Annotated in this window: 23 protein-coding genes and 1 tRNA gene; 15 read left to right on the forward strand and 9 right to left on the reverse strand. The window is 40.9% G+C overall.

Annotated features, from left to right (window positions below):
- Positions 1-148 precede the first annotated feature (148 nt).
- Entirely contained in the window at positions 149-607 is a 459-nt protein-coding gene (locus tag SYJ56_RS03720; RefSeq protein ID WP_323832292.1) for a hypothetical protein, read from the forward strand.
- Positions 608-694: 87 nt separating this feature from the next.
- Here the strand turns inward: SYJ56_RS03720 and SYJ56_RS03725 are convergent, their stop codons facing one another.
- The 4 genes from SYJ56_RS03725 to SYJ56_RS03740 form a co-directional block, all read right to left on the reverse strand.
- Entirely contained in the window at positions 695-1,885 is a 1,191-nt protein-coding gene (locus SYJ56_RS03725; RefSeq protein ID WP_323832293.1) for an ATP-binding protein, read from the reverse strand.
- 266 nt (positions 1,886-2,151) lie between these two features.
- Positions 2,152-2,233: transfer RNA gene (locus tag SYJ56_RS03730), tRNA-Leu, on the reverse strand.
- An 89-nt stretch (positions 2,234-2,322) separates the two neighbouring features.
- Positions 2,323-2,622 (reverse strand): putative quinol monooxygenase, encoded by a 300-nt coding sequence (locus SYJ56_RS03735; protein ID WP_323832294.1) that lies wholly within the window; start codon positions 2,620-2,622, stop codon positions 2,323-2,325.
- Positions 2,622-3,392 (reverse strand): SAM hydrolase/SAM-dependent halogenase family protein, encoded by a 771-nt coding sequence (locus SYJ56_RS03740; RefSeq protein WP_323832295.1) that lies wholly within the window; start codon positions 3,390-3,392, stop codon positions 2,622-2,624. Before SYJ56_RS03740 ends, SYJ56_RS03735 begins: the two co-directional genes overlap by 1 nt.
- A gap of 107 nt (positions 3,393-3,499) precedes the next feature.
- Between SYJ56_RS03740 and SYJ56_RS03745 the strand changes: the two genes are divergently transcribed.
- From SYJ56_RS03745 to SYJ56_RS03800, 12 genes are all read left to right on the forward strand, one after another.
- Positions 3,500-4,489, forward strand: coding sequence for a PhoH family protein (locus SYJ56_RS03745; RefSeq protein WP_323832296.1), 990 nt, complete (start codon positions 3,500-3,502; stop codon positions 4,487-4,489).
- Positions 4,458-4,892 (forward strand): GNAT family N-acetyltransferase, encoded by a 435-nt coding sequence (locus tag SYJ56_RS03750; RefSeq protein ID WP_323832297.1) that lies wholly within the window; start codon positions 4,458-4,460, stop codon positions 4,890-4,892. Before SYJ56_RS03745 ends, SYJ56_RS03750 begins: the two co-directional genes overlap by 32 nt.
- A 35-nt stretch (positions 4,893-4,927) precedes the next feature.
- Positions 4,928-5,503 carry a DUF3575 domain-containing protein gene (locus SYJ56_RS03755; RefSeq protein ID WP_323832298.1) on the forward strand — a complete coding sequence of 192 codons (576 nt, stop codon included), beginning with the start codon at positions 4,928-4,930 and terminating at the stop codon, positions 5,501-5,503.
- 124 nt (positions 5,504-5,627) lie between these two features.
- Entirely contained in the window at positions 5,628-7,553 is a 1,926-nt protein-coding gene (locus tag SYJ56_RS03760; RefSeq protein ID WP_323832299.1) for a ComEC/Rec2 family competence protein, read from the forward strand.
- A gap of 62 nt (positions 7,554-7,615) precedes the next feature.
- Positions 7,616-8,389, forward strand: coding sequence for an enoyl-CoA hydratase/isomerase family protein (locus tag SYJ56_RS03765; protein WP_323832300.1), 774 nt, complete (start codon positions 7,616-7,618; stop codon positions 8,387-8,389).
- On the forward strand, positions 8,390-10,312 hold the full coding sequence (locus SYJ56_RS03770; RefSeq protein ID WP_323832301.1) for a RecQ family ATP-dependent DNA helicase: 1,923 nt from the start codon (positions 8,390-8,392) through the stop codon (positions 10,310-10,312). It abuts the gene before it with no gap.
- Positions 10,305-10,913 (forward strand): hypothetical protein, encoded by a 609-nt coding sequence (locus SYJ56_RS03775; protein ID WP_323832302.1) that lies wholly within the window; start codon positions 10,305-10,307, stop codon positions 10,911-10,913. The genes SYJ56_RS03770 and SYJ56_RS03775 overlap by 8 nt, the downstream gene beginning before the upstream one ends.
- The gene (locus SYJ56_RS03780; protein ID WP_323832303.1) at positions 10,900-11,451 is read left to right on the forward strand and encodes an NUDIX hydrolase; all 552 of its coding nucleotides are present in this window, start codon (positions 10,900-10,902) and stop codon (positions 11,449-11,451) included. Before SYJ56_RS03775 ends, SYJ56_RS03780 begins: the two co-directional genes overlap by 14 nt.
- Positions 11,451-11,888, forward strand: coding sequence for an acyl-CoA thioesterase (locus SYJ56_RS03785; RefSeq protein WP_323832304.1), 438 nt, complete (start codon positions 11,451-11,453; stop codon positions 11,886-11,888). Before SYJ56_RS03780 ends, SYJ56_RS03785 begins: the two co-directional genes overlap by 1 nt.
- Positions 11,889-11,971: 83 nt before the next feature.
- Positions 11,972-12,643 carry a tetratricopeptide repeat protein gene (locus SYJ56_RS03790; RefSeq protein WP_323832578.1) on the forward strand — a complete coding sequence of 224 codons (672 nt, stop codon included), beginning with the start codon at positions 11,972-11,974 and terminating at the stop codon, positions 12,641-12,643.
- Positions 12,644-13,609 carry an L-threonylcarbamoyladenylate synthase gene (locus tag SYJ56_RS03795; RefSeq protein WP_323832305.1) on the forward strand — a complete coding sequence of 322 codons (966 nt, stop codon included), beginning with the start codon at positions 12,644-12,646 and terminating at the stop codon, positions 13,607-13,609.
- 122 nt (positions 13,610-13,731) lie between these two features.
- On the forward strand, positions 13,732-14,931 hold the full coding sequence (locus tag SYJ56_RS03800; protein WP_323832306.1) for a phosphoglycerate kinase: 1,200 nt from the start codon (positions 13,732-13,734) through the stop codon (positions 14,929-14,931).
- Between the two features lie 82 nt (positions 14,932-15,013).
- On the opposite strand, the gene SYJ56_RS03805 is transcribed toward SYJ56_RS03800, so the two are convergent.
- The 4 genes from SYJ56_RS03805 to SYJ56_RS03820 form a co-directional block, all read right to left on the reverse strand.
- On the reverse strand, positions 15,014-15,751 hold the full coding sequence (locus SYJ56_RS03805) for a LytR/AlgR family response regulator transcription factor (protein ID WP_323832307.1): 738 nt from the start codon (positions 15,749-15,751) through the stop codon (positions 15,014-15,016).
- On the reverse strand, positions 15,748-16,830 hold the full coding sequence (locus SYJ56_RS03810; RefSeq protein WP_323832308.1) for a sensor histidine kinase: 1,083 nt from the start codon (positions 16,828-16,830) through the stop codon (positions 15,748-15,750). Before SYJ56_RS03810 ends, SYJ56_RS03805 begins: the two co-directional genes overlap by 4 nt.
- Positions 16,831-16,930: 100 nt before the next feature.
- Positions 16,931-17,920 (reverse strand): Kelch repeat-containing protein, encoded by a 990-nt coding sequence (locus SYJ56_RS03815; RefSeq protein WP_323832309.1) that lies wholly within the window; start codon positions 17,918-17,920, stop codon positions 16,931-16,933.
- A 4-nt stretch (positions 17,921-17,924) separates the two neighbouring features.
- On the reverse strand, positions 17,925-19,196 hold the full coding sequence (locus tag SYJ56_RS03820) for a DUF4270 family protein (protein ID WP_323832310.1): 1,272 nt from the start codon (positions 19,194-19,196) through the stop codon (positions 17,925-17,927).
- A 236-nt stretch (positions 19,197-19,432) separates the two neighbouring features.
- Here SYJ56_RS03820 and SYJ56_RS03825 point away from each other — a divergent pair, with 236 nt between their 5' ends.
- Together SYJ56_RS03825 and SYJ56_RS03830 are read left to right on the forward strand one after the other, a co-directional pair.
- On the forward strand, positions 19,433-20,656 hold the full coding sequence (locus tag SYJ56_RS03825) for a hypothetical protein (protein WP_323832311.1): 1,224 nt from the start codon (positions 19,433-19,435) through the stop codon (positions 20,654-20,656).
- A 204-nt stretch (positions 20,657-20,860) separates the two neighbouring features.
- Positions 20,861-21,394 (forward strand): hypothetical protein, encoded by a 534-nt coding sequence (locus SYJ56_RS03830; RefSeq protein WP_323832312.1) that lies wholly within the window; start codon positions 20,861-20,863, stop codon positions 21,392-21,394.
- Between the two features lie 49 nt (positions 21,395-21,443).
- Here the strand turns inward: SYJ56_RS03830 and SYJ56_RS03835 are convergent, their stop codons facing one another.
- Complete coding sequence (locus SYJ56_RS03835) at positions 21,444-22,304, reverse strand: endonuclease/exonuclease/phosphatase family protein (RefSeq protein ID WP_323832313.1); 861 nt, start codon at positions 22,302-22,304, stop codon at positions 21,444-21,446.
- Between the last annotated feature and the right edge of the window lie 48 nt (positions 22,305-22,352).

Consider the following 22,352-nt stretch of genomic DNA (forward strand, 5'->3'; position numbering starts at 1 on the left):
TGCCAATTTATTAACCGTTATCATGCCAGAAAAAGGAATGGAGTAAGGGTTTAAATGCAATTATTTTTGTTTCATTAGATGAATGTCCGAACGATTGTGTTCGTCAACGGACGAAAGTCAAATTGAATGAAGACTAGATTTTGATCATATGGAAGCTTACGTCACTCACCTTTTAGAGAATATAGCGGAAGGCCATCGCCCATCTGACTATTTCCGAAAAACAAAGAAAAACACTGAAGAAGAGGATTTGGAAGAAGCACTTGAAGAATCTGAGAAATTTGTGAGTCAGGAGCCAATGCCTGGATTTTCACGTTATTGCGGATTAAAGAGAGAAAGCTTTCCTCCTAAAGAAAAGCTCTCTGAAAGTCAATTGGCTAAAGTGGCAACAGCTTTCATAGCTATGATGAAATCCTGGAATTTGGAGGTGTCATTTCCAGACGACCTCCCTCAACAAAGGAGATATGATCTGCTTATGGGGATTTTGGTACGACCAGTCATGATTTTTAAACATGGTTTTTATTGCTTTGACTTTTGTACTGGGAATCCTGACGGCTGTCAGTTAGGCGAATATTGCTCTTGTTTGAAGAGTGAATATTATAATCCTTGAAAAAAATGGGTTGGTTTGGTAACTCTTCCAAAGTTTTGAACTTTGGAAGAGTTTCTATTATAGAACATGGAGGTCAAACAACTTCTATCATTCTGCCTTAGCTATCATCCCAATAAACTCCGTCACTCCTACAGCCTCAATATCTCCTTTCATCGGGAATCTGTCAGCACCGGAATAAACTACATATTTTTTAGTCACTCCGATATCTTCACAGGCTCTGTGAAATCCTGATCTGATCGTCGGCGAGCTGGATTTTTTGATTTCTATTCCCCAGATTTCGGTTGATCCAAACTCAAGGACCAAGTCAATCTCTGCTTGATTGCTGGATCGATAGTAACTTGCTGTCCATAGGGAGGAGAGGCTATTTAGAATGTTTTCTACCACAAAACCTTCCCAACTTGCTCCCACAGCAGGATGTCCGAGCAAGTGGTCGAACGTATGGATATTCAGAAGATTATGCAGTAGTCCGGAATCTCTAAGGTAGATTTTTGGGGTTTTGACCAGCCTTTTTTTTGTATTTCCAGACCAGGGCTGGACTTGTCGCACCATAAAGAAGTCCTGAAGTATATCCAGGTATGTCTTGATCGTGGTATGACTGACTTCCAGGCTTTTTGCAATAGTACTTAGGTTGACCTGTTGGCCATGGTAATGGGCCAGCATAGTCCAAAATCGCTTCATCCGGGCAGCAGGCACCTGCGGGCCAAAGAGCGGAATGTCCTTTTCCACGTACGTAGAAATAAAATCATGTTTCCAGTTCCAGCTTTCTCCTGCCGAATCAGCAAGATAACTGTCAGGAAAGCCACCTCTAAACCACAGTTTTTCGACATTGAATCCCAGCGGATCATTTTGATGAAGTTCTGTAGCTGTAAAGGGAGTCAGCTCCAAGTATCGGATTCTTCCAGCCAAGGTTTCGGAGGATTGCTGAAGCAATTCTTTTGAAGCTGATCCCAAAAGAAGAAAGTGTCCTGTTCTTTCTCCAGCTCGCTTGCGTATATCTACCAACCCTCGAATTATTCTAAACAAATCCGGTTTCCGTTGTACTTCGTCGATTACCAAAAGTTGGTTTTCAAATCTACGTAGGTAGCTTTCGGGATCGTCGAGTTTCGCCAAGTCCGAATCTAACTCCAAATCCAGGTAATGGACAGGCTTATCCAAAAGTGGCTTAGCAAACTCCAGCGCCAAAGTGGTTTTTCCAACCTGTCGAGGCCCCAAAATGACCACTACAGGCATTGAATTCAGGCTTTGGATCAACTTGTGTTCAAGTATTCGATGGATCATGATAATTGCATTTAACTTTCAATTTGCATTAAAATTAGTAAAAAACCATGTAATTTGAAAGATAAACTTTCAAATTACATGGTTTTTTAAATGAACTTTTGAAGCTCCTGACCTCAAATTAAGGCTGTCGGAATTTACTCACCTCAAAAATCTAGTTATTTAAGGTGAGCACCGACAATAACCTCAAACCTAGGCTATCCAGTGTAACTCACCTCAAAAAACCTCAAAAAAAGAAAAACCCTCTCTACGTAAGTAAAGAGGGTTTGTACCCAGAGCCGGAGTCGAACCGGCACGCCTTGCGGCATTGGTGTTTGAGACCAACGCGTCTACCGATTCCGCCACCTGGGCATTCGGTAAGTCTGGTATTACACCTGACTTGGCTCCATCACTTGCGTAACGGGATGCAAATATGAGGAAAGAATTTTTTTTCTACAAACTCATTTTTCTACTTCTTCCAGTTTTTTTGAACTGAAGGCCTGAGGCTTCTCTGAGAAAAGGGCTTTGGTAAAGCTCCAAACAGATTTAAAAAGCTTAGAATCACGGTATTGATTTAGTGCTTCCTCACTTTCCCAATGACTGTAAGTCATGAAAATATTTTTTTCATTTTCATCCTGCCAGAGTTCTAAATGAGTGCAGCCGGGGGAATTCCGGATGGCGTGCTTATTCATCTGGAAATTAGCTAAGAAATCATCCACTGATTCTGGACTGAAAGTCATTCGTACCACCCTGATCAGCATCAGGCTTCGAAGTTTATATACACGACACTATCGTATTTTAGTCCGAGTAGATTTCCTCCATGACCATGATTGATTCCGATTTCCAGTAGGTCCAAACTGTTGAAAAATGCAAAGCAGTCTCCCGGCTCCACTTGATCGTAGCCTTTATTCAGTTTGCTGACAGATTCTCTGCCGAATTCGATGGTAAATTTGCCGGGATTCAATTTATCGAAAACCTCTTTGTTGACGTTTGTGATCAGGTTGCCATAGCGATCCACTCGTAGCACATGTCCGATAATATGCTCACGGGTTGCCTTTGGATGACGGGACATAAGCTTTCGGAAGTTTTTCAGCGGCGCACCAAAATCATGAATAGCAGCACCACTGGCTACTTTAGCAGCTATGGGAGCTAGAATGTCTTTTGTAGGGAAAGTTGAATCTTTTAAGTGTATATCGGCAAACTGTACCAAAATACCCGGATCATGGTCTGCCAGTAAACTTAGGATTCCATTATTTGGACCGATAAAAATATGCTCTTCGAGCTTTACGCCAATATATCCATGAGTAATACTGCCAGTGGTGTTTAGAGATACTAGGTGCACGGTTCCTTTGGGAAAATCCCGGAAGGTAGATCGTAGCACAAAAGCAGCGTGGGCAATATCAAATGTGTCGATATTATGAGAAATATCGATGATGTTCAGTTGTGGATTTACGGCAAGCATTTTCGCTTTTACTGCCGGTACGTAGTAATCTTTGTCCCCAAAATCCGAGAGGAATGTCACCAATGCCATAGAAGCAAGTCAATTAAAATTTATGTACTTTTGTTAAGGAGGGCTGCGAACAAAAATAGAAATTTTATTCGTCTACCTTCAATGAAAACCTAATCAATAGAAATAGTTTGGTCGAAAAAGTAATCACATTAGAAAATGTCCCCTTGGCTGAGTTTTTAGGCGAAGCCAATGAAAACATCCGGCAAATTGCCGCTGCCTTTCCCCAAAGTAAAATTATTTCCCGAGGTAATGAAATCAGAATTCAAGGCGGAGCTCCTGAAATCCTGAGGATTAACGATGTTTTAAATCTTCTGCTGGAGCATGTAGATCGCTTTGGTCATATCACGCCAGAGAATGTCAAAGATTATCTGGATGTCGAGGGAGTTCCATTCGAGGAAGCCAATCGGGATCAGGTAATTGTATTTGGTAATAAGGGGATAGTCATCAAGCCTAAATCTGCCAATCAGAGAAAATTGGTTGAGTCAGCCATGCAAAATGATCTGGTATTTGCCTTAGGCCCTGCGGGTACAGGTAAAACCTACATAGCAGTTGCTTTGGCTGTTCGGGCTTTGAAAAATAGAGAAGTCAAGCGGATTATAATCACCAGACCAGCGGTGGAAGCAGGAGAAAATCTTGGGTTTTTACCGGGTGACCTTCAGGAAAAACTGGATCCTTATTTACGTCCGATTTACGATGCGCTCCAAGATATGGTGCCACCGGAAAAGCTTAAATACTATCAGGAAACCCGTGTGATTGAGATTGCCCCTTTGGCTTATATGCGCGGAAGAACGCTACATGATGCGTTTGTTTTGCTGGATGAGGCGCAGAACACAACAAATGAGCAGATCAAGATGTTCTTAACCCGTATGGGGCCAAATTCTAAAGTAATTATCACTGGTGATCAGACGCAGGTGGATTTACCCGTGAGACAAAAAAGCGGTTTGTCTGAAGCACTAAAAATCCTGAAAGATGTCAAAGGAATCGGAGTCGTAAATCTGAGTGGTAAAGATGTAATAAGACATAGATTGGTGAAGTCAATTATTGAAGCTTACGAAAAAGACCATTATAAAAAAGAACAGGAAAAAGATGAGTCTGCAAGTAGAAAAAATAACCCGTGACGATCAGCTGAAATCCGCTTTCTGGATTCGGACGCAGGTTTTTGTGCTGGAGCAAAAAGTAGATCCAAAAGACGAATACGATGAATATGAAAGTAGTTCTATCCATTTTCTTGCCTGTCTTGAAAATAAACCTGTAGGGACGGCACGATGGAGACTTACCCCAAATGGGGTGAAGTTGGAGCGATTTGCAGTATTGGAAGAAGTTCGTGGTAAAGGAGTCGGCCAAGCACTGGTAGCGGCAGTTTTGAAGGATATAAAAGATAATCCTAATGCTGAAGGGAAGAAAAAATACCTTCATTCACAGCTTTCTGCTGTGCCTCTTTATTCCAAATTCGGCTTTGAAAAATCAGGAGATATATTTGAAGAGTGTAATATAATGCACTACACAATGCAATTGGCTTAAGTATTGAAGCATCTTTGTCAACTAATTATAGAAATATGAAAAAATCAATTTTTACCCTTACTCTAATTCTAGCGTTTATAGCTTCAGGATATGCGCAAAATGTGATTTCGAGCAGCAGTGGTTCCACCCCAAGTAATGGAGGTTTTACGAATGAAATTCATGCGAATTTTGTCACTCTAATTTGGTTTGGTTCTGTGGAAGTCGGATACGAACGTTATTTGAGTGACGATCATTCCTTAGAATTCAAAGGATTCATTAACGATAGGTTTGGATTTAATAATGAAAACAATGGGAAAAAATACAAGACTAATTCTTTGCAGGCCTCTATGAATTTTTACTTCGGTAATAACATAAATGGACGTTTTTTCTTATTCCCCTTGGCTAAAGTTCGGTTTGGAGATTTTGAAGAGCCTGCTGATGGTGGAGGAGTTCAGACCACGGATATGACCGCTTTTATTTTAGGTGCAGGTGCTGGATATAAATGGGAGGTATCTAAGAATTTTGCATTTGGTCCATTTATAAGTATTGGCAGGAATTTTAATAATGAGGTGGCTAGCCGTTTTACAGCGATAGAACTGAATGGTGGCTTCAACTTGGGATATAGATTTTAACACTTTATCAGAACTTAAATTTACCAAAGAGCCTTACGGGGCTCTTTTTTCGTTTTAGAAATTAATGGAATCTAGTTGTTCGTTTTTCTTAAATACTGTAAATTAAGTTTTTAATTTTTTAAAGATGAGATTTGCTGACTTTCCATTTTTACGGTATCTGCCATTTATTTTAATTGGGATTCTTTGGGGCCAATCGAGTTGGTCTCCCGGCTTATTAGTTCTTTCAATAATCCTAGGCATACTTTGGCTGTTCTATTTGATTTTGGTTTCAAATCATAAACCTAGGATCCAACCTAGTTCTCTGGCTTATTTAGCTTTGATCTTCTTGGGTGCTGTGCTGGTCCAAAATAAGCAACACCAAACTGATTTCAGTACGGAAATCCTCCAAGCAGAAAGCTATCTGGCAGAAGTAACCATGTACGACCAGCAAAAGCCCAATTCTTTTGAAAACTTGCTAGAAGTGAAATCTTTGCTGACCGAAGGGGAATGGGATGATGCACAAGGCAAAGTCTTGGTATATCACCAAAGTGAAAAACCGCTTGAGCCAGGACAAATAATTCTGGTAAGGAAAAAGCCAGAGGAGATTGCTAGTCCTCTTAATCCTTATGAATTTGATTATAGGCTGTATTTATCCAGACAAGGAATTAACTATCGCCAGTTTCTTGGCAAAGATTTTCATATAGTTGATTCTACAGCAGGCAGCGGTTTCGATTACTTTTTAGTGAATTTGAGACATAAAATCGGAGAAATGATGAAGGCAAAAATCCCTGATGAGAATTCCTCTCAAATTGCATTAGCCTTGCTTTTGGGGCAGAAAAAGGAACTTGATCCGACCATCCGGGAAGCTTATACCCAAGCAGGAGTGATGCATATTTTGGCCGTTTCGGGGCTTCATGTAGGGATTATTTATGCGCTTTTTATCTTGATGCTGAAGCCACTAAAGCTAAAGATAGAAAAGGCGAGGATATATCTTCTTTGCGTCATTTTAGTGATTTGGCTTTATGCCTTTCTCACAGGATTGTCACCTTCTGTGGTGCGAGCATCGACCATGTTTTCACTTCTCACACTTGGTCAGATGCGAGAGCGGCGCCCATCGATTTACAATATCCTTGCTTTCTCAGCCATTTTGATGATCACGATTAATCCTGACGTGATCTATGAGGTCGGTTTCCAGTTATCGTATTTGGCGGTGTTGGGAATTGTAATGATCCAGCCTTTGATTCTAAACTTATGGTTACCTCGATATAAGGCTCTTGAATATATCTGGCAATTAACTTCTGTGAGTTTAGCCGCTCAGTTGGTCACTTTTCCCTTGTCCCTGTACTATTTCCATGTGTTCCCGACCTACTTTTTGCTGGGCAATTTATTGATTTTGCCACTGGCATTTTTGATTATGCAAGTAGGAGTTCCTTTGATGATTTTTGGATGGATTCCTGTTTTAGGTGATGGGTTAGGTTGGATTTTGAGTTGGTTGATTTGGGGACAAAATTGGATTGCCGAGACTATTCGATTAATTCCTGGAGGGAAATTGGATCGACTAACAATGGATTTTTCAGGGATGATTTTCGTATGGGGCTTGCTACTGGTCATCGCAGGTTGGGAATTTGGATCCAAAAGGAAATTGACATGGTTGGCTTTGAGTCTTGCTTTTCTCTGGGCTGGATTTCAGATCTATGGGGAGGTGCGAGTTCCTGCTAAAGAGTTGATCGTATATCAAGGAAAGAAATCTCAAATTCTCGATTTTTCAGATTCAGGTGAAGTGTATTCATGGAATCAGGGACTTGAGCCAGGAGAAATCAGCTATTCCGTAGATCCAAATCGCATCCAGAATCGTTGGCCACATACTCCGAAATCATTTGATGCTTTTCTAAAAGAATCTGGAGAAATAGACTTTGTCGGGACTGACTTCACTTTTCATCCAAAAGACCGAAAACTACATTTCTTCTCCACTCCAAAATCTGTCCAATTCTGGTCTGAAGGGAAGTGGACATATGTGTCTATTTCCGACTCACTGGTTGTTGATTCTTTAGCTTACCGAATACTTTTCTGAGTTTGATTTTGCAAAGCCTGCTATTGAAACTAACTTGATCCCAAACCCAAATTGCAAAGCAAATGAGCGCCGTACTCACAGAAATCACCGATAGAATTGGATACATCACTTTGAATAGACCAGAGAAGCGCAATGCACTTAGTCCTGAGTTGATTGCGGGACTACATACGGCTTTTGAGGAGATGAACGCTAATGAGGAGGTGAAAATCATTGTGCTCAGATCTACGGGAAAGGCATTTTGCGCAGGTGCTGATTTAGCGTATTTGAACCAACTTCAGGTTTTTTCTTATGAAGAGAATCTCGAAGATAGTCGCAGACTCATGAGTTTGTTCAATTTGATTTATTGCCTTCCCAAAGTCGTGATAGCAGAGATTCAAGGACATGCTTTGGCCGGAGGATGTGGACTGGCTACGGTGTGTGATTTCGCTTTTGCTGTTCCGGATGCCTTATTTGGCTACACTGAAGTGAGAATAGGCTTTGTGCCCTCATTAGTTTCTGTCTTTTTGCAAGAACAAATTGGTGCTGCCAAAACTCAGGAATTACTTCTGTCAGGGGAGTTTATTTCAGCTTCTAAAGCTGCTGAATTAGGTTTGATTACAGGAGTGGAGTCTACCGAGTTTTTGGAGAAGTATGTACGTGAATTCGCTAGTAAGCTCATTGCACAGAATTCCTCATTTTCCATGGGCAAAACAAAGATACTTTTGCGCGAGCTAAATCAAGAAAATAGAAATAAATCCCTTGAGCTTGCAGCAGAGATGAATGCTACCGCAAGGGCTCATGAGGATTGCAAAAAGGGAATTGCAGCTTTCCTGAATAAAACTACGCCAGATTGGTAAATGCTAAACCGAGCTACTGAGATCCTTCATCAAGTTTTTGGGCATGCTGATTTTCGGCCTGTTCAGAAGGAAATAATCGAGTCAGTTCTGACTGGAAAGGATACTCTTGCACTTTTACCGACAGGCGGAGGCAAATCACTTTGCTATCAAATTCCAGCGCTGACTCAGGAGGGGATTTGCCTAGTTGTGAGCCCGCTCATAGCATTGATGAAAGATCAGGTCGATGCATTAAAGTCCAAGGGGATTAAAGCCGCTGCGATTTACTCTGGGATGAGTTATCGGGAGATCGACCGCACGCTGGATAATTGCATTTATGGAGACTATAAGTTTTTGTATGTCTCTCCAGAGCGGTTGAAAGCAGAGCTTTTTGTAGAGCGATTTCGGCAGATGAAGATTAATTTGATCGCTGTAGATGAGGCGCATTGTATTTCTCAATGGGGTTATGATTTTCGCCCTCCTTATTTGGAGATATCCCTCATTCGCCCATATCATCCAGATGTTCCTGTTTTAGCATTGACAGCTTCAGCCACTCCGCAAGTTTGTGCGGATATCATGGAGAAGCTGGAGATGAAAAATCCTGCCGAATTCCATCAAAGCTTTGCCCGAAAAAACCTCAGTTACAGTGTGCGACTCGTAGAAAATAAACTTGAAAAAGGACTGGAGATACTCAGTCGAATCGACGGAACTGCGATCTGGTATGTAAGAAACCGACAGGGAACTCATCAGATTGCCAAGGCTTTGGTACAGATGGGTATTACAGCTTCAGCGTATCATGCAGGATTGTCCATGCAAGAGCGCGCCCAACGTCAAGAGGCTTGGATGAAAAATGAAGTGCGGGTAATGGTGAGTACGAATGCTTTTGGGATGGGGATTGACAAGCCTGATGTTCGGGTGGTGATTCACAATGAATGCCCAGAGAACCTAGAGAATTACTATCAGGAAGCTGGGCGTGCAGGACGTGATGGAGAGAAGTCTTATGGGGTGCTATTGTCAAACAAGCAGGATTTTGAAACTGTTTTGACACGTGCAGAATTGGTTTATCCACCGTTGGATTTTGTGAAGCGGGTGTACCAATGTCTTGCCAATTACTATCGTATCGCAGTTGGTAGTAATATGCTGAGCAGCTTTGACTTTGAGTGGAATGAATTTGCAAATACCTATGAATTAGGGGTTTTAGAGACTTTTTATGCCTTGAAATTGTTGGAGGAGGAAGGGTTTATTGGACTCAGCGAGAGCTATTATTCTCCTTCCAAAATTCATTTTACAGTCGATCCATCTAGATTATATGAGATTCAGATCGCCTACGCAAAGCTGGATCCAGTGGTCAAAATCATCATGAGAACTTATGGCGGAAATGTCTTTTCTGAGTATATAAAAATCCAAGAAGCTAAACTTGCCAAGTCATTGAATATCTATGAAAATGAACTTATCAAATTACTCAAGCAGCTGGAGCAATTGGAAGTGATGGTTTATGATCAGCGCAAGGATAAGCCACAGATTACCTTTTTGACACCACGATATGATGCTGGGAAATTGCCTCTCAATTTCAAGCGGATAGAACTTCGAAGAGCTTTGACGCTAGAAAAGGCACAAAGTATGGTGAGGTACGGGCAGCAATCCGAGTTATGTCGTACGCAGTTTATTCAGGAATATTTCGGAGAAAAGACAGATCAACATTGCGGAGTGTGCGATATCTGCATTGCGCAGCGCAAGGCAAATCATCCTGATTTAGCGGAAAATAAGCTAAGAAATAAGATTCTAGAAACTTTAACCACTTCAGGCGAGTTGACACAGAAGGAGATTTTCGAAAATATCCGTCTGCCTTTGGCTGAAAAAAACCTTCGGGTTTTGCGCATTTTGCAGGATCAGGGATATATTACACTTCTAGCTTCTGGCAGTTACGCAATTTCAGCTCATGAGTAATTTTCTTGACGATTTATTCAACAAGGTTTTTAAGTCTTCGGAAAAAACTCCGGTGACTCATAAGGAGAATATTGAGCTCCAAGAGCTGGAAATAGAAAATGTCAAGAAGTGGATGAATTCGAATGAGGGGAAAGAGCTATTTGCTCAGATCTCCAAATCGTATCATTTCAAAACTATTCAGATTGAACAACGCCCACAGATTCATATATTAGATTCAAAGTATGCCAGAGGTTTTGCGATCACCTATGACGATCCTTTAGATGGAGAAACATTTTCTCTACTTTTCTTGGCTTTTGCGCAGCGAGTTTTAGCTTTGGGATATAGACAAGTGAGTTTGGATAGAAAAATGGAGGAAGTAAACGAGCAAGTGAAGGTCACTGATAAGTTTTACTTCAAACCTCCGCTGAAGGCACTTGCAGATAATGAGTTGATTTCTCAGCTGTATGGAAATATTTCCATTGAGAAAATCAGTGTAAATAACCAGCCCAATTACCTCAAGGTACTAGCGACATTTTATTCGGATAGGCTGTACCGGGACCCAGAACCTTTCGATCAATTTCTTGATCATTTATTTGAAGCAACCCATGATGGACAGAATTAACTTAAGAGAGCAGTTAGGAAGATATCGGACACCATACGAAGAGGAAGCTGGTTTTATTCAGGACTTTTTGGATTTGACAGAAGATTCTCTAGCATACGGGAGAGAGCGTCTGGAAGGACATTTTACGGCTTCTGCTTGGATCGTAAATCGCAAGCGTACGCATACCTTACTTACACTTCATCGCAAACTTGGCAGATGGTTGCAGCTTGGCGGGCATGCAGATGGCAATGAGGATTTGCTAGAGGTGGCTATGATGGAAGCAAATGAAGAGAGTGGATTGAAGAGTTTGTCATTTGTGGACAAGACTATTTTTGATTTGGATAAACACATTATCCCGAAGCGGCCGCATGTTCCTGAGCATTTTCATTACGACGTACGCTACATTTTGGAAGCAGATCTCTACGAGCCATTGATCAAAAGTGACGAGAGTATTTCATTGGCTTGGGTGGCTTTTGACTCTGTACAGGATGTAATTGGCTACAATCCATCCATTCTTCGGATGCTTGAGAAAACCAGTAAATCAGAAATTCTCCTTTGATGATTACCCCAGACCCCACGCAGTTGCAGCGTGAGATTGATTTTTCCTTGCCGGTTCAGATTAGATTCTCAGATATTGATGGCTACCTTCATGTCAACAATGGGGTGTATTTGAATTATTTTGAGCATGCCCGAGCGATGTTTCTTCAGCAAGTTTGTGATTGGAATGTGATGGAAATTGGAGTAGTGGTTGGGAGAATAGAAATGGATTATTATCGACCAATTCATATAGATGATTCTGTCAGAGCATTGGTGAAATGCAGCAGATTAGGCAATACTTCCTTTGACCTTGAGCAATATTTAGTAGGGGAAACAAAAGAAGGAGAGCCTTACACTTTTGCACAAAGTAAATGCATACTCGTCTCTGTCGATATGAAAACGATGAAGCCTATTCCGCTTCCAGAAAACTATAAGGCAAAACTTCAGCCCAATTCCTGATAACAAGGGCGTATTCCCTATCTTTGCGCAAAATTTAAGCTGTGAAAAAACTTTGGATAATTACCTTGCTGCTGGCAGGAATGATGGGATGTAGCCCAAGTGAAGAGGAATTGTTTCAGGCGGGAATTCAGAAAATGGATTCCCAGAATTGGAAGGAAGCAATAGTACTTTTTGACCGAGTGCTGGAAATTAATCCGGAAAATGGTCAGGCATTAAACGCTAAAGGTGCTGCGCTTTTTCAGGAGGAAAAATTTGATGATGCTATTCCTGTCTTTACTGCAGCTATTGACGCTGACTCTGCTAGTTATAAAGCTTGGTTCAATCGCGGAAATGCCAACTTGAAGCTGGAGAATTTCAAAAATGCAGTTTCTGATTACAATATGGCTAGTTTACTAGATCCAACTCAGACAGATATTTATTACAATCGTGGCCTGGCATTGCTAGGCATGGAAGAATATGAAGATGCTTTGTTGGACTTTGATGCTGCGTTACAAGTAGAGCCAAACCAAGCGCTGGTTCACTTCAATCGTGGCAAAGCACTTTTGGGAAATAACGATCCTGGCAACGCGATGAAAGCATTAAATGATGCAATCAATCTGGATAGTAAAAATGGCGCTGCTTATTACCTACTGGGTGTGACGAGAATGTCTGCTATGGGTGATGCCGAAAAAGAAGAAGGCTGTGCTGATCTAAAGATGGCACTTCAACTTGGCTATACAGAAGCCAAGACTTGGATAGACGACTTCTGCGAATAAATGGCAGTGATTGGGCAAGACATATTGCAAGCAAAAAGAGTTCTTGATGCGGGTGACTTAGTCGCTATTCCTACCGAAACAGTTTATGGTTTGGCAGGAAATGCACTGAATCCTGTGGCGGTAGCTTCAATATTCGAGACTAAAAATCGTCCTAGCTTTGATCCTCTGATTATTCATGTTAGCTCTCTTTTGGAAGCTGAGAGCTATGTGATTGATATTCCTACACCACTTCGCAAACTTGCAGAACAATTTTGGCCTGGGCCACTGACGCTGCTACTTCCAAAAAAGAACACTATTCCTGATATCGTGACCTCTGGGTTGGATCGTGTCGCTGTCCGTGTTCCTGATCACCCGCTGACGTTGGAATTGTTGGCTCAATTAGACTTTCCTGTGGCGGCACCCAGTGCTAATCCTTTTGGTTACATCAGTCCAACATCTCCTCAGCACGTTGATGCCCAGCTGGGAGAGAAAATCTCATACATTCTGGATGGCGGGAAATGCAAAGTGGGCTTGGAAAGTACAATTGTAGGAATGGAAGGTGATGAAATCGTAGTTTATAGACTTGGAGGTTTGGAGATTTCTGAAGTCGAAAATATCGCAGGGCCAGTAAAAGTAAAAAGTCATAGCTCATCCAATCCTCAAGCGCCTGGTTTGTTGGAAAGCCATTATTCGCCTACCAAGCCTTTTTTATTGGGTAGTTTGGAGAGTTTGATTGAGGAGCACCAAAGGCAGGGGATTAATTTTGCTGTGCTTTCTTTGGATCAATCATTTCCAACTATTCCCAGCGAAAATCAAATAGCATTGAGCCCAAAAGCTGATTTGAAAGAAGCAGCTACCCATCTTTTTGCTGCTATGAGAACTCTGGATGGGTCAAATGTTACCGTGATTTTGGCTGAACTAATGCCTGATGAAGGACTTGGCAAAGCCATAAATGACCGTTTGAAGCGGGCTGCAACTAAAATATAAAATTGCTTTCCTTTACTTCTTAGCAAATTGATCATTGGTGAAAGTCGATTTTTGCCATAATCTTTGATAAATTCACACCTGATTTTTATCTATTTAATTAATCAAAAGCTATTAACCTTACTATGAACTCTAGAATCAAAAATGTAGATAACCTCAGTTTTGAGGGAAAAAAAGCACTAGTCCGAGTTGATTTCAATGTTCCTTTGGACGATCAATTGAATGTCACTGACGATACAAGAATACAGGCTGCTTTGCCGACTATCAATAAGATATTGAAGGATGGCGGATCTGTGATTTTGATGTCTCACTTGGGTAGACCGAAATCTGGACCGGAGGATAAGTTTTCTCTAAAAAATATCGTGGTCACACTAGAAAAAGCCCTAGGTAGACCTGTGAAATTTGCTCCAGACTCCATCGGTAGAGAGCCTGAAATGCTTGCTGAGAGCCTAAAGCCTGGTGAAGTTTTGCTTTTGGAAAATCTAAGATTTCACAAGGAAGAGGAAAAAGGGGATAAGGATTTTGCAGAAAAGCTTTCTAAGCTTGGTGACGTCTATGTGAATGATGCTTTCGGTACGGCGCATAGAGCTCATGCTTCTACTGCTGTGATTGCACAGTTTTTCAATGATAAAGTTTGTGGTTATTTGATGCTTTCTGAATTGAAAAATGCGGATAAAGTCCTAGATAATGTTGAAAGACCTTACACAGCTATCATGGGTGGCGCTAAGATTGCAGACAAGATTCTGATTATTGAGCAATTGCTCAACAAAGTAGATACACTGATTATCGGTGGTGGGATGTCTTATACATTCGCCAAAGCCCTAGGCGGAACAATCGGTAATTCTCTTTTGGAGGAGGACAAACTTGACTTCGTTTTGGAGCTGATGGAAACTGCTAAAGAAAAAGGAGTGAACTTGGTTCTTCCTGTAGATACGGTTATCTCCAAAGCTTTTGCAAATGATGCTGAGCAAGGAATGGCTAATAAAGGTGAAATTCCTGACGGCTGGATGGGCTTAGACATCGGACCAAAAACTTGTGAGCTTTTCGCAGCGGAAATTTTAAAGTCAAAAACAATACTTTGGAACGGCCCAATGGGAGTCTTCGAAATGTCTTCTTTCGACAAAGGGACAAAAGCTATTGCTGAGGCAGTAGTGGAAGCTACAAAAGCAGGCGCATTCTCTCTGATCGGTGGTGGTGACTCTGCTGCTGCTGTCAATAAGTTTGGATATACTGATGATGTATCCTTTGTTTCTACAGGTGGAGGAGCATTGCTAGAGCATATGGAAGGCAAAGTGCTTCCGGGTGTTTCGGCTTTGGAGCCATAATCAATACCATCAGGTAAAATTAAAACGGCTGTCATGAGGAATTTTGACAGCCGTTTTTATTAATCGTTAATCATAAACTGTTTTAGAGATTTTTATTCACTACCAGCTCATAGAAGAAGTCCTTATAGCTCGCACCTATTAGAATAAACTCCTCTTTAGTCTTCATCTTTATTCTATTTCTGCTGATGTTTTCGATTTTGTCTATCGAGATAATATGGCGCTTATGAACCCTGACAAAGCCTTTTGAGAAGAGTGAACTCTCGTAGTGCTTGATGCTGCTTAATGTTAAAATCGGCTTCCTTTCATCCAGCAAGTGGATCTTGACATAATCCTTGTAGCTTTCCAATACCACAATGTCTTTAAGGTTGATCTTGATTGAGGAATATTCAGACTTCACGAAGATGTAATCCTGAGAATCATTCAGGGTGAAATTTGATGATGAACCTTGCGCAATAGGCATATTTATTCCAGCTGCCATAAGCTTATTTACTGCCAAGAAAAACCGTTCGAAACTGAATGGCTTCACGAGATAATCCACAGCATTGATTTCAAATCCCTTCACCGCAAAATCACTATATGCTGTCGTGAAAATCACCTTAGGTTTTACGGGTAGATTTTCATAAAATGAGATTCCATTGATATCAGGCATGTTAATATCCAAGAATATCAAATCCACAGATTGCGTCAAAATGGTTTTCATGGCCTTCAGTGGAGAGTCGAATGTTCCTACCAGTTCCAGATTGGGGAATTTGGTGATGTAATCTTCTACTACATCGATGGCAAGTGCTTCATCGTCGATAACTATGCATTTGTAATTCATTTTTTGATAGTCAGGAAGCTTTTGAATAGGTTGTTTTCTCGTATTTGCCGGAAGGAATATTTTCCCGGATAGATCAGCTCCATCTGGTTTTCCAGATTTTTAATTCCCAGTCCCACGTGTCTTTTTTCGTCTGGATTTTCAAATTTCTTGGTCGTGCTATTGATTACGGAGAATTTTAATTCAAGCTCATTTTCCTCCAGTGAAATTAGAATAAATGAAGGAGCTAGGTAGCTTACTCCATGCTTGAACGCATTCTCAACCAAAGTCATCAGTATAAGCGGCTCAATTAGTAAGTCCGCATTTCTTATGTTGACATTGAAGTTTATGTTCGGAGCGTTTTCTTCAGTGAATTTTAACTTCTCCATTTTAATGTAATTGTGGATGAAGTCTATTTCCTGTTTGATAGAGATTTTACTTTTGCCCGCTTCATAAAGGACATGCCTTAGAATATCCGAAAGCAACAAAATAGCGTTAGTTGTTTCCTCAGATTTTTTTCTTGCGAGAGCATAGATGTTGTTTAAAGCATTCATAAGAAAATGTGGGTTTAGCTGGGTTTTGAGGAAATTGAGTTCCCCGATAGCCTTTTGCTTTTCCATTTCATCATTTCTAGTGCGCTCTTTGTCGAAAAGCAGGAGCACTTCAAAAGCTGTCCCTAGTCCCAAAAGCAGAAAAAACCTGAAAGTGAACGAGATGATCCGGAAGAAAAGAGGGTTCAGTCTAAACTGGAAATCTTGTGGTCTTGGTGAGAACTCTCTTTCATTGAAAGGACGCCTCAAGGGCATCATTTGGTCAGGATCCCAAAGGTAATAGTCAATCAACTGTTGAATACTAAGTGAAACAAGCAGTAGAATAAGTGCGCCAACGAAGTAATTGCGATAGGAGCGCTTTTCAATATACTTAGGTATTAATATAGCAATGTTAAGAATGTAAAATAGTACCAGATTGATGTTGGTCAGACTGATAATTATCACATCATTAACTCCGGGATTTGGTCTGGAAAAAGAGGGGATTGATTGGGACAGCAGCACTCCGATAATCAGGAGGTGCACTATCCCTTTCAAAATTTTTCTTTGTTCCATGTGATTGAGAGCTGAATCAAGGTGTAAATGAAACTGAGTCTGTCCTATCCATAACAACATGACGAATTGTTTTAAGAAAAATTAAACTCAGAGATTAGGATTAATCCTCGTCGTCTGAGTCTTCAAACGGTAGGAATTCCCAGATATCATCAAATCGAAGGGAAGAACTTCTGCCCAGTAGAACAAAAGCTCTATCTCCATCGGAAAATACAGATGCCCCGGTTCTGGCAGTACCTTCAAAAGCCGTTTTATCTTCCCAATCATCCAAAGATGGATCGTACTCCCAAGTCTCACTGATTAATGACCCCTGTGACCCGGTGGCTAAATATCCCAGCGAGCCTATGCTAAAGCCAACAGCCTCACTTCTGGAAATGGTATAATCGTCATCTTCATCCAAATCTTCCTTTTGAGACCATGTTTCGGAAGTTCCGTCCAAAGCCCAGAAATCATATGCATACGAGCCATTATTGACACCTCCACCAATGTAAGCTACTTCATTAATCACAAAAACAAATGCGCCCTGTCGCTTAGCTCCCCCCATACTTATAAATGAGTTCCAAGTATCAGTCTCAGGCTGGTACTGCCAAAAATCTTTCTGCTCGCTTCCATCAAACCCGGTTCCGATGAAGCCTTTTCCAGCTATGGCAAAACCAATTGACCCATATCTGGGAGTCCCCGGAAAAGAGCTCACTTCAGTCCAGGTATCAGAATCGGGGTTATAAGACCAGAAATCTCCGAGTCTGTTTCTACCATCGTAGCCTGTGCCATAATAGCCTTTGGAGTCTATGGCAAAAGCCACAGCATTCGATCGGGCAGTTCCCGGAAAATCAGCTCTTCTTATCCAAGAATTCTGTACAGCGTCATATTCCCATAGGTCCTGAGTGTACTCATCACCAGTATAGCCGCCCACTACGAAATGCCTGTTGTCTACGCTGAATGAAGATGAGTTGGAGCGGTTGCTTCCCTCGAAATAGGACTTTCTCACCCAGTTTCCTTCTGTGTTAGTGTCATCTGAATCCTGACAAGAAAAGAGTGGGACTAGCATAATCAATGCCGCCAGAGTTGATAAAAGCTGGTTTACTTTTTTCATAATCTTAGTTTAAAGGGATAATTGTGATTTCTAATTTTGATTTGTATTGGGTATTGTTTTCTCCGACCACCAAATAGCCCATATTGAATGAAGTGGAGGAGGTGACTTTGAGCCAAAGTCCATCCGTCTGCCGACTACCGGAGATTTGACTATCTACAAAGTCTTTGATGGGGATTTTGAAGTAGGTGGCTTCTTGGAAAATCTCATCAAAAGTTGTTAAGGTTGCTTGTGCCAGGTAGGATTGGATGTTATTGTTTTTATCCATTACGTATACATCAAATTCCTGCAGAGGCGAATTGAGTTTACCATTGTAGGTGCCTTTCTTGACAGGCATGTAGAGGTAAGCTTCCGAGATATAATAATCGTAAGGCACATCTCCTAAATAGGTGAGATCACCCAGATCAATCCGTATTCCGCCAAACCCGAGTTCATCGGCTATAACAAGATCTTGACTTTCTTCAGCAGGCAAGGGAACATAATTTTGAGCTGCGGAAAAGGGGGTGTTAGATCGATCGACCTTCAAATGAGTATAGCCTAAAGAATTATTGCCAATGGGGATTTGGAACTCCTCATCTTCTTCTAGAAGCTCTAGTGGAGCTTTGTGATAGAGCGTGATGTAAGACTCTTTAGAGACTAGCATGAGAGGGCTTATACCAGTGACTTGCAGCATAAATCCCGGGAAATAGTCTAGGAAATCTTCATTGTTTCCAAAAATTTTGTCTGAGCCTTTCGCTTTTTCAAACAGCTTCATCCCAAATTCCATCGGTAAAGTGATTCTGATCGAATCACGAGAGGGAAGGTATTGAACGTTGGTTGTAAGCAGTGGACTACTATTGGTGGCAAAGGTCTCAAAGTCATAAAATACATCATCATCATTTTGATATTCCAATCGCTGTGAGAGCTGATAGATGCTAAGGTCAAACTCAGGAATGGTGTCGAAGTGTGAGCCATCTATTTTTAAGACAAATACTATAGAATCCAATATGGTGTCGTCATCGAATCCGGTAACATTGCTGCTCAATTCAAACTCGAAATATGGACTTGCTTTGACCGTTCCTCTGAAAGGATCTGTATTATTTCCTAACAGAAAACTCTCCTGAGAACTGGTGACCATACTATCTTGAAAATAGCTAGAATAGGAAATGTCAGTAAATTCAATTTTACGGATGGATAAACCATCTTCGAGATCCACTTCAGGTATTTCCTCCAGAAAGCTATTTTCATAGCAGGAAGTGAGGATTATAACCAGCAAGCTGAAAGCAATTCTGGACTTCATTTAATTTTTGTTCAAAGCTATCCCCCCAGCTATGAACATAATGAGAAAGTAGAGCAACAAGCATATTGTCTAGAGGAAAGGCTATATCCTATCTACTAAATGAGAGGAGGGGAGTTGGGTGGAGAAGACTTATATGTCTGGTTAATTAACGGCTTGATCTATAAAAACTGGCTGTTCCTCTAGATTCAGCCCTGCACTTAAATTGTTGTATATAGCTTACATACAAAAATGTAGAGATGATTAAATACTTTCCAGGCTTGTTGATTTGTTTTTGGCTTTTGTCCACTACCTCAGGCATGGCTCAGCGTGGCCATGGGTCATTATATTCAACTGTTGGATTAGGCTTGCCAACATACGACAGTTATGGTTTGGCTAAGAGGTTGGGCGGCGTCGGAGCGGGAGTGAGGTCTCCATATTTCTTAAATACCATCAATCCTGCTTCTCAAAATAGTATTGGTCTATCAAATACGTTTATCCTTGACGTAGATGTGTCGTACAATCAACAAAAAATCACTACCGGGAATGAGACGATTTCTAATAACTTCTCAAATTTCAATTATTTCAGTATGTGGTTTCGGCTATCTCGCAAATCTACAGTTTCACTGGGATTAAGTCCGGTTACTATACAAGACTATAGCTATTCCGATACTTATTACTTTGAAGGGATGGCTGATAAATACATACGCATATTTAAAGGCTGGGGAAATATCAATAAAGCGTACATCAATTATGCTACTAATCTCGGCCCACGGATTTCGGTAGGTATTAGACCTTCGTTTCTCTTCGGAAATTTCCAAAAAGAAATTAGCTACCTCGATCAGTATGCGGTTGGATTCCTATATGCTAGGAATAATTCGTACACTGGGTTAGGGACGGAAGCCGGCATACAAATCAATTTATTACAAAATGAAAAGCGCAGTCTCACCTTCGGTACTTCTGGTCAATGGTATTCCAAGCTAAATGGGACAGGTACTTCTCGGGTGGAAGCTTACACAGGACAGGAAGTACTTTTTGAGGCGGAAGAGGTTGAATTGAATTATCAGCTTGGCAATACTGTGCGGTCGGGACTTTCTTTCCAGAATAAATCCTGGACCATTGGAGCTGACCTTCTCTATGGCTTTCGATCAGCTGACGAAGATTATAGCATCGCAAATCAAGTATATAGTGTAGGTGCTGAATTTATCCCTAATTATTTCGATTCAGAATTCATAAGACAGATGAGTTTCTCCCTTGGAGCTAATTACGATACAGGGTCCATTATGATCGAAGGTGCCAAAGTTTCTGCCTACGAAGTGAGTTCTGCTGTAGGCATACCACTCAATAGATCCAGCAGATTAGCCATTGGTTATAAATACAGGAGTATGGGAGATATCGATATTTTCTCCAAAGAATCACTTAATACAATTACTCTCAATTTCACCTTTGGTGATACTTGGTTTTCCCGCAGAAAATTTGAATGATGACCATGAAATCGAGCATGACGAAAGCTACACACAGCGAAATGATTATCAAGTCTGCGAGATTCCTCCCGATAGTTATCGGAATGACCATTGAAAAACAAAAAATAAACAGATGAAATCGAGCATGACTCAAGCGTCACACATAGGGATGATTATTAACCATGCGAGATTCCATGTGACCTATAAAAATCAAATTATAAACACATGAAAATAAACTTAGTACTACTATTCATATTTGTAGTCAATTCCTCTTTTTCCCAAGAATTAAAACCCGAAAAAGCACCCAGCTTCTTCTATTTGCCAGTTGAAAATGTGCTGGGAATCATTGATTTCGATTTCGAAGTGCTCGCTAAGCGATTGCGTCTCAAAAACCAATCTTCGGAATACCATAAATTAGAACGTATCATCTCTTGGTATGAGACTAAGACCGATAGCGTATATGAAGAATACAAGCCACAACTAGAAGCTATTGAAACCTCGTATTGGAGAAAAGTAGCAGAGATAGATGACAGAAATGACTTTGATCAAGTCTTTGCTGTGGTGAGACAGTACACTGAAGAGGTAAAGGTATACAGTCCACCAATTCACTCTTTGGAATTGGAACTGAAAAATTGGGTCTATGGATTTTTGAGTGACAAGCAATACGCTAGGTGGGAGCTGTATCTCGCTAAAAAACACAAGGAAATTGAGCCAAAAACCCCTATGCCTATGAGCGGGCCTCCAAAGGAATTTTTATAAAAAGAGCAGAGGCATGAATGGATTATCACACCTCAACTTTATAGTGTGATTACTTCCACTTAATTTCCGCAAGGACCGGAAAGTGATCCGATGGATATTTTTTACCATAGTTGTCTGTAAGTATTCCATGACGAACTACTGTCAGATTTCCTTTTACAAAGATGTGATCAATGATGCCATCAGGCATTTTCTCCCAATTGAAACTAGAAAAAGTCCCCGCTGGACCGTATGAAGGAATCGTTGATATCAATCTTGCATCCTGCCAGTCGGGATTAGAAGTGATCGTACTGTAAGCCACATTATCCGGAGTGACATTAAAGTCTCCCATAAGTATAGCCGGTGCGTTTTCTTTGTTGATTTTTGACACTTGAGCCATTACTAGTTTACTGCTTTCTTCGCGTGCTTGTTGGCCGATGTGATCGTAGTGAATATTAAATACGTAGAATATTTTCCCACTTTCATCCTTGAATTTTCCCCAGGTGCAGATTCTGTTTAGAGCAGCATCCCATCCTTTACTTGGTTTCCCTGGAGTTGGTGAAAGCCAGAAAGTCCCTTCATCAAGGATTTCAAACTTCTTCGGATCGTAGAGAATCGCCGCATATTCTCCTTTTCCTGTTCCGTCATCACGGCCGACTCCAATAAAAGAATACCCAAGTTTAGTACTTAGATCCATTAGCTGCTTATTTAATGCTTCTTGTACTCCCACTAAATCGATTTGGTGAAACTGAATCAGACTCGTCACATGAGGGAGACGGTCTTCCCATAGATTTCCTACGTCATTTTGATTGGCGTAGCGGATGTTGAATGTGGCGAAATTGTGCGTCTGCGCTGTGGAAAATGTGTTTATTCCCAGTGTAAGGGCAAGCAGTAAAGCGCTTGATCGTATAATACTTCTAACTATTCTAGTCATGATTTTAGAACTTATTCTTGAAAAATGGTTTAAGTATTTAAAATTGAA

The organism is Algoriphagus aurantiacus, assembly GCF_035156405.1.
GTDB classification, from domain to species: domain Bacteria; phylum Bacteroidota; class Bacteroidia; order Cytophagales; family Cyclobacteriaceae; genus Algoriphagus; species Algoriphagus aurantiacus.

Bases quoted from the DNA above. Each gene is read 5' to 3' on its own strand.
- SYJ56_RS03815 (WP_323832309.1), bottom strand. From the start codon at position 17,920: ATGAAAAAAGTAAACCAGCTTTTATCAACTCTGGCGGCATTGATTATG.
- SYJ56_RS03825 (WP_323832311.1), top strand. From the start codon at position 19,433: ATGATTAAATACTTTCCAGGCTTGTTGATTTGTTTTTGGCTTTTGTCC.
- SYJ56_RS03810 (WP_323832308.1), bottom strand. From the start codon at position 16,830: ATGGAACAAAGAAAAATTTTGAAAGGGATAGTGCACCTCCTGATTATC.
- SYJ56_RS03760 (WP_323832299.1), top strand. From the start codon at position 5,628: ATGAGATTTGCTGACTTTCCATTTTTACGGTATCTGCCATTTATTTTA.
- SYJ56_RS03765 (WP_323832300.1), top strand. From the start codon at position 7,616: ATGAGCGCCGTACTCACAGAAATCACCGATAGAATTGGATACATCACT.
- SYJ56_RS03780 (WP_323832303.1), top strand. From the start codon at position 10,900: ATGGACAGAATTAACTTAAGAGAGCAGTTAGGAAGATATCGGACACCA.
- SYJ56_RS03750 (WP_323832297.1), top strand. From the start codon at position 4,458: ATGAGTCTGCAAGTAGAAAAAATAACCCGTGACGATCAGCTGAAATCC.
- SYJ56_RS03785 (WP_323832304.1), top strand. From the start codon at position 11,451: ATGATTACCCCAGACCCCACGCAGTTGCAGCGTGAGATTGATTTTTCC.
- SYJ56_RS03790 (WP_323832578.1), top strand. From the start codon at position 11,972: ATGGGATGTAGCCCAAGTGAAGAGGAATTGTTTCAGGCGGGAATTCAG.
- SYJ56_RS03795 (WP_323832305.1), top strand. From the start codon at position 12,644: ATGGCAGTGATTGGGCAAGACATATTGCAAGCAAAAAGAGTTCTTGAT.
- SYJ56_RS03820 (WP_323832310.1), bottom strand. From the start codon at position 19,196: ATGAAGTCCAGAATTGCTTTCAGCTTGCTGGTTATAATCCTCACTTCC.
- SYJ56_RS03740 (WP_323832295.1), bottom strand. From the start codon at position 3,392: ATGGCATTGGTGACATTCCTCTCGGATTTTGGGGACAAAGATTACTAC.
- SYJ56_RS03805 (WP_323832307.1), bottom strand. From the start codon at position 15,751: ATGAATTACAAATGCATAGTTATCGACGATGAAGCACTTGCCATCGAT.
- SYJ56_RS03775 (WP_323832302.1), top strand. From the start codon at position 10,305: ATGAGTAATTTTCTTGACGATTTATTCAACAAGGTTTTTAAGTCTTCG.
- SYJ56_RS03830 (WP_323832312.1), top strand. From the start codon at position 20,861: ATGAAAATAAACTTAGTACTACTATTCATATTTGTAGTCAATTCCTCT.
- SYJ56_RS03800 (WP_323832306.1), top strand. From the start codon at position 13,732: ATGAACTCTAGAATCAAAAATGTAGATAACCTCAGTTTTGAGGGAAAA.
- SYJ56_RS03735 (WP_323832294.1), bottom strand. From the start codon at position 2,622: ATGCTGATCAGGGTGGTACGAATGACTTTCAGTCCAGAATCAGTGGAT.
- SYJ56_RS03755 (WP_323832298.1), top strand. From the start codon at position 4,928: ATGAAAAAATCAATTTTTACCCTTACTCTAATTCTAGCGTTTATAGCT.
- SYJ56_RS03720 (WP_323832292.1), top strand. From the start codon at position 149: ATGGAAGCTTACGTCACTCACCTTTTAGAGAATATAGCGGAAGGCCAT.
- SYJ56_RS03835 (WP_323832313.1), bottom strand. From the start codon at position 22,304: ATGACTAGAATAGTTAGAAGTATTATACGATCAAGCGCTTTACTGCTT.
- SYJ56_RS03725 (WP_323832293.1), bottom strand. From the start codon at position 1,885: ATGATCCATCGAATACTTGAACACAAGTTGATCCAAAGCCTGAATTCA.
- SYJ56_RS03770 (WP_323832301.1), top strand. From the start codon at position 8,390: ATGCTAAACCGAGCTACTGAGATCCTTCATCAAGTTTTTGGGCATGCT.